Source organism: Methylobacterium brachiatum (assembly GCF_900113845.1).
GTDB lineage: Bacteria > Pseudomonadota > Alphaproteobacteria > Rhizobiales > Beijerinckiaceae > Methylobacterium > Methylobacterium brachiatum.
In genome coordinates this window covers 1-5668 of record NZ_FOQW01000042.1, presented here as the reverse complement: position 1 = coordinate 5668, position 5668 = coordinate 1, and the positions used below count along the sequence as shown (strand labels likewise).

Below are 5668 nucleotides of genomic sequence, written 5' to 3'. Positions count from 1 at the left end.
GGGATCGGTCCGGCCCCGGGCGGGTGCGGGCCGGGCTCGCCCGAGAGGTCGCCTCGCCCGAGAGGTCGCGACGAGATCGCCATGAAGGGTCTTCTGCTGAACGCGCTGCTCGGGCTGGGTCTGGGGCGGTTCGGCTCGGTCTGGGGTCTGCCGGTGTTCCTGCCGGTGGTGGCGGTCGAGCTGGCCTACGGGTTCCACGTGCATCACCTGAGCGTGGGCGGCGGGCTGCGGCGCGGGGCGGCGCTGCTGATCTGCGGCCAGCTCGGCTTCCTGCTCGGGGCGCTGCTGCGGCCGCTGCCGGGCGAGCGCTGAGGCCCGGGCGGCCCGGGTTGGTGAACGATTTGCGCACCGGTCGGGCCTTGCCGGGTCTGCGCGGCGGGAAGGGGGTCAGCCTTGGACGAGAACGATCCGCACTGGGACGCCGACCCGCTCTGGTACGACCGGGCCGAGGCGGACACGCCGCCGGGCCGGGTGCTGGAGGGTCTGGCGTGTCTGGTCCTTCTGGCTCTGGCGGGGGTGGCCTGGGGGGCGCGGGTGTACCGGCTTCCGGACGCGCTGTGGTGCCGAGCGATGGACCGGCTCCGGCCGCGCACGCCCGGACCGCGCAGGTCCTGAGATCCGCCCGTCACCGGATGCCGGGGTTCCGCGCCCGGCTTCACCGGCCATCACCCCGGAACCGCCTGCAAAGCCCAGGACTTCACAGCGGAGAGCGAGGGTCGGGCCCATGACGACGTTACCGCGTGACACGAGTCCGGCCACCCCGGAACGGAGCCTGGGTCAGCGCCTGTTCGCGCGCCACGGCTCGACCGCGATCCTGGCCGTGGTGCTGCTGGTCGTGGTCGGCTGGATCGGTATCCTAGGCTGGGCGATGACGTGGATGCTCGGCTGACTCCACCTCGAAGGGATACGGCACAGGCGTGTCATCGGCCATCAGCGGGGCCGCCCGGCACAGACGCCAGAACTCGACCAGGCCGGCCGCGTAGGCGGCGAGGATCACGGCCGTCCAGTGCATGATCGTGTCCTCTCAAGAGCGTCGATGCAATGTCGTGCAGGCGAAAGCTTGACGTTTCCTCACCGGGCGTACTGATCGGTTCAGATCTGGCAATATAATGGCTCTTCGCGCTCACTACAGTGGCGGGCCTGCACTTATTTTGCGCAATCGGCCTTTATCCTCGTATTGCGAGGAGATTGGATGGCATCGGGTGGTGCGGGCCGCGCAGCGCGCGCGTCCGGCCCTCGATCGATCACGCCGCGTTGCTTCGGCTGCCCAAGCCATCCGCCTGCGTCCCAGCGTCATCCGGACGTCCGAGATCCACCACCACGATCTCGGGCGGCGCGCCGAGGCGTAACGGCCGACCGGCCAGGAAATGCGAGCCGAGCCCGGCCGACACGATCAGGTCGCGCTGCGCCTCGACGATGTGCCCGTAGGCATAGCGCAGCCCGTAGCGCGACGGGATCCAGGGAGACCAACCCAGGATCCGCACCTGGCCACCATGGGTGTGGCCGGACAGCGTGAGCGCGACCCGGGGGTCGAGGCCGGTCGCGAACAGATCCGGCTCATGCGCCAGCAGGAGGACGGCCCCCTCGGCGGGCACGTCGCGGAGGGCGTGGGCGAGGATCTCGGACCGTTGCCGGTCGAGGCGATCCGGTGCCTGGGCGCGGCCCGGCGTCGCCTCGCTCTCGAGACCCGCCAGCCAGACCGGACCGGGGACATCGAGACGGATGGCGGCGTTTTCCAGGACGGCGATGCCGGCGGCCCGCAGCGCGCGCTCGGCCCGCGTCGGGCCGTGACCGCGCCGGAGCGCCGCAGGATCGTCGCCCCAATCGTGGTTCCCCTGGATGGCGTAGACGCCCTTCGGCGCGTGCAGGAAGCGCAGACGATCGGCCACCACCTCGAACGGGACCCCGCCCGGATGCTGGGAGCCGTAATCGCCGAGCAGCACCGTGAGATCGGGGGCCAGGGCATTGGTGCGTGCCACGACATCGGCGATCGCATCCGCGCCCATGCAGCGGGGATGGGCGTGGAAATCCGTGAGCACGGCGACCCGCATCGTCAGACCCGCCGGCCATCGGGGTGGGCATACGCGGTACCGCGTGACCTGCACCCGGTGCGGCTCGACCGCCGTCGCGTAGCCCGCGCCCGCGAGACTCCCGGCCGCCGCGCAGGCGGCGATCCAGGTCGGTCGGGACAGGAGCGTGCGGCGGGTCAACATCGGTCGGCAACGCGTTGGGGAGGCCGCAGGCTTGGAGTACCTCACAAAACTCCCGGTTCCCGGGAGCCCTCCCTTCGCACGCGACGGTGCGGCAGGAGTTTTGTGAGCGGCTCTTAGCACAGGACGGCATTCGGTCCGGCAGCACGTCCAGCGGATGCTGGGATCGGGCGCCTGATCCCGCCGGGCGAACGACGCGATCCCGCTGGCGCGGTCTTGCCACGGGCTCCTCGACCGGGCCCGAGGATGTCCACGCCAGCGCGGGCGCTCGCACCGTCAGCGAAACTCACGCCTCTGATTCGATGAGCGAACTTGGCTGTGGGTAGCAAAATATCGATAGATATTGCAATATTGATCATGATAACGTAATATACCGCACCATTTTCGTTAATACGCATCATCGCTCTCGACATATTGTTCGGATTGCCTCAAAAATACTTAGTGATTGCCGATAAAGTCCGCTACCTAATTCGCCCTTTCACGCGCATGAAACGTAGAAAATTCATCGTAGATACCAAAATATATAATTCTATTTATAAAAATATTCGCGCACACCGACGCAGATACTGATTTGTTATCGCTTATTAACGATTTTTTTCGCCATTCGATACGGCGTGAGAGGCATCGTTAACGCTCAATAAATTCCGCTTCCGAAATCCGGAACGGAATATTGCGTCCCTCGTAGAGAAGCTGAGATGTGATGCCAGTTGTGCCGTCAGGAGTCAGCGATGAACGACGATCTCGAAGCGCGGCAGCTCGATGTCCGGCATTTGGCGGCGAGCATCGTGGCCGCCTATGTTTCTAACAATCATGTCCAGGTCACCGACCTGCCGAAGCTACTCATGAGCGTCCATGCCGCCATACAGGCGGCCGCGCAGGGAGAGGTTGCGCCGGTCGCGAGTTCCCCCGTCGAGAAGCCGTCGGCGGCCGAGATCCGACGCTCCGTGAGCCGCGATGCCCTGATCAGTTTCGAGGACGGAAAGCACTACAAGACCCTGAAACGGCATCTCACCGGTCGCGGGCTGACGCCGGAGAGCTACCGCGAGAAGTGGGGGCTGCCGCGGGATTACCCGATGGTCGCGCCCGACTATGCCGAACGGCGATCCGCGCTCGCGAAGGCGATCGGGTTGGGACGACCCGGCGCGAGCGAAGCTGAGCCCGATGACGGCGGGAGCGGGGCCGAGGCGAAGGGACGCGGGCGCAGGAAGACGGCCTGACACGATCGTCAACGGCAGGGCTGAGGAGCGCGCAGGCGCGGGTCGGCCGCCTCCTGACTCCCGGCCCGCACGCGTCTAGAATTCGACGTGCCGATACTGAAGAAGCGTTGCATCCGCTCGATGCCGAACGAGAGACCGATGCCGCTGGCCCGTACCACCTGCCGGACCTGCGGCCAGACGATCCGGGCGGGCACGACCTATTGCGTCGCCTGCGCGGTGCGCGACGCCGACAGCGATGCGGCCGTCTTCGACCGTTGGCTCGGCATCGGTCTCGGCGGGGCGGGCGTCGCTGTCGCGCTGGCATCCGCCTACATCGCCGCGCGGTACCTCAATATCCTCCCGTGATATCGCGCTGAGGCGATGGCGGCGCCGTCTCGTGATGGTGGCCCTAACGGCCCCGGCGCAGGATAGGCGGGCGCGCCGTCGGCTGCATTGCCGACAGCCATGCCCGGACCCCGTCGTTCGGCGCAGTCCCTGCGATTCCTTAGCCGTAAGACGACGTGCGGATCGCATGCAGCTGCGCCGAAAGACGTACGGCATGGGCGGATAGAGCGGCGCGACAGGCCGCCATACCCTGGCCGGGACGGTGTGGGGGAGTCCCGGATGGCTCGGCGATCGGTTCTGGTCTTGGGGTTCTGCGTCCTGGCCTCCGCGGCGCAGGGAGCCGGGGACATCGCCGTGGACATGGCGATGATCTCGAACGGCGATCTGCGGGTCTTCGGCACCCTGGCCCCGCCCCGCGCGGCCCGGATCGTCCTCGACGACAAGTTCGACACGCGGGCGGATCAGGATGGCCGCTTCGCGTTCCGGATCCCCTATCATCCGGAAACCTGCGTGGTGACGCTGAAATCGGACTCGCTCAGCCGGCAGGCGGTGGTCGGCTATTGCGCCCGCCCTGCCGCCGGGAAGCAGGCCGCGACCGTGCCGTCCCCTCCGATCCCCGTGATGCTGGCGGCGAACACATCGAAGGGCGAGGTCGGCCCGCGCGGTCCGCAGGGTGCCGCCGGCCAGCAGGGCCCCGAAGGACCGCAAGGCGAGCGCGGTGCGAAGGGTGAGCCGGGCCCGGCCGGCCCCGTCGGCCCACCCGGACCAATCGGGCAGGCCGGCGCGAAAGGCCAGGCGGGTGAGCGGGGTCCCGCGGGACCGGCCGGGCCCGAGGGCAAGCCGGGCACCGCCATCGCGCTGCGGGTGCAGGTCGAGGATTGCACGGCGGGCGGGCGGTGCGTCGCAACCTGCACGACGGAGGAATTCGCCGTGAACGGCACCTGCAGCGGCGGCGAGCGTCCCGCCATGGACGAGAGCAGCATCTACTGTTTCGCGATGGGCGCGACACCGATTGCGATGAAGGCCCGGGCGATCTGCGCCCGGCGCTGACGCAAGCCGTCAGGCCGGCGCAACTGCGACGCGTTTCGGAGCGGCGCGTCGGCGCCGTCGTGCTGGGGCGCGTGCCGGGGAATCCCAGCACCGGGCGACCCGTCAGATCGGATGCTGGACCATCCAACGCATCAGCTCCGGAATCGCGACGGCTGACGAAGAGGATCCGTTACGCTTCGCGCTGCCAGGTCGGGCAACCGCGATCAAAGGTGCCGGCCGGCTAGGACTGAGCCGTCCGGACGCGACGGGATCTCAGGACCGGCGCGGTCCGGGCGTGCGCGGCCGGAGCCGGTCCATCGCCCGGCACCACAGCGCGTCCGGAAGCCGGTACACCCGCGCCCCCCAGGCCATACCCGCCAGAGCCAGAAGGACCAGATACGCCAGACCCTCCAGCACCCGGCCCGGCGGCGTGTCCGCCTCGGCCCGGTCGTACCAGAGCGGGTCGGCGTCCCAGTGCGGATCGTTCTCGTCCAAGGCTGACCCCCTTCCCGCCGCGCAGACCCGGCAAGGCCCGACCGGTGCGCAAATCGTTCACCAACCCGAACCGCCCGGGCCTCAGCGCTCGCCCGGCAGCGGCCGCAGCAGCGCCCCGAGCAGGAAGCCGAGCTGGCCGCAGATCAGCAGCGCCGCCCCGCGCCGCAGCCCGCCGCCCGCGCTCAGGTGATGCACGTGGAACCCGTAGGCCAGCTCGACCGCCACCACCGGCAGGAACACCGGCAGACCCCAGACCGAGCCGAACCGCCCCAGACCCAGCCCGAGCAGCGCGTTCAGCAGAAGACCCTTCATGGCGATCTCGTCGCGACCTCTCGGGCGAGGCGACCTCTCGGGCGAGCCCGGCCCGCACCCGCCCGGGGCCGGACCGATCCC

General features: G+C 69.0%; 9 protein-coding genes. 6 read left to right on the top strand and 3 right to left on the bottom strand.

Annotated features, from left to right (window positions below):
• Positions 1-81 precede the first annotated feature (81 nt).
• From BMZ47_RS27625 to BMZ47_RS28755, 3 genes are all read left to right on the top strand, one after another.
• Positions 82-312, top strand: a complete 231-nt coding sequence (locus BMZ47_RS27625) for a hypothetical protein (protein ID WP_050733214.1) — start codon at positions 82-84, stop codon at positions 310-312.
• An 81-nt stretch (positions 313-393) separates the two neighbouring features.
• Positions 394-615 (top strand): hypothetical protein, encoded by a 222-nt coding sequence (locus BMZ47_RS27620; protein WP_091865633.1) that lies wholly within the window; start codon positions 394-396, stop codon positions 613-615.
• A gap of 109 nt (positions 616-724) precedes the next feature.
• Positions 725-889, top strand: a complete 165-nt coding sequence (locus BMZ47_RS28755; protein WP_007568410.1) for a hypothetical protein — start codon at positions 725-727, stop codon at positions 887-889.
• Positions 890-1244: 355 nt separating this feature from the next.
• On the opposite strand, the gene BMZ47_RS27615 is transcribed toward BMZ47_RS28755, so the two are convergent.
• Positions 1245-2213, bottom strand: coding sequence for a metallophosphoesterase (locus BMZ47_RS27615; RefSeq protein WP_091865630.1), 969 nt, complete (start codon positions 2211-2213; stop codon positions 1245-1247).
• A gap of 725 nt (positions 2214-2938) precedes the next feature.
• Between BMZ47_RS27615 and BMZ47_RS27610 the strand changes: the two genes are divergently transcribed.
• The 3 genes from BMZ47_RS27610 (at position 2939) to BMZ47_RS27600 (ending at position 4801) form a co-directional block, all read left to right on the top strand.
• Positions 2939-3427, top strand: coding sequence for a Ros/MucR family transcriptional regulator (locus BMZ47_RS27610; RefSeq protein WP_091865627.1), 489 nt, complete (start codon positions 2939-2941; stop codon positions 3425-3427).
• A gap of 138 nt (positions 3428-3565) precedes the next feature.
• Positions 3566-3772 (top strand): hypothetical protein, encoded by a 207-nt coding sequence (locus BMZ47_RS27605; RefSeq protein WP_139221092.1) that lies wholly within the window; start codon positions 3566-3568, stop codon positions 3770-3772.
• Positions 3773-4030: 258 nt separating this feature from the next.
• The gene (locus tag BMZ47_RS27600) at positions 4031-4801 is read left to right on the top strand and encodes a collagen-like protein (RefSeq protein WP_167369124.1); all 771 of its coding nucleotides are present in this window, start codon (positions 4031-4033) and stop codon (positions 4799-4801) included.
• A gap of 252 nt (positions 4802-5053) precedes the next feature.
• On the opposite strand, the gene BMZ47_RS27595 is transcribed toward BMZ47_RS27600, so the two are convergent.
• Together BMZ47_RS27595 and BMZ47_RS27590 are read right to left on the bottom strand one after the other, a co-directional pair.
• Positions 5054-5275 (bottom strand): hypothetical protein, encoded by a 222-nt coding sequence (locus tag BMZ47_RS27595; protein ID WP_007568421.1) that lies wholly within the window; start codon positions 5273-5275, stop codon positions 5054-5056.
• A gap of 81 nt (positions 5276-5356) precedes the next feature.
• The gene (locus tag BMZ47_RS27590) at positions 5357-5587 is read right to left on the bottom strand and encodes a hypothetical protein (RefSeq protein WP_039904309.1); all 231 of its coding nucleotides are present in this window, start codon (positions 5585-5587) and stop codon (positions 5357-5359) included.
• Positions 5588-5668 lie beyond the last annotated feature (81 nt).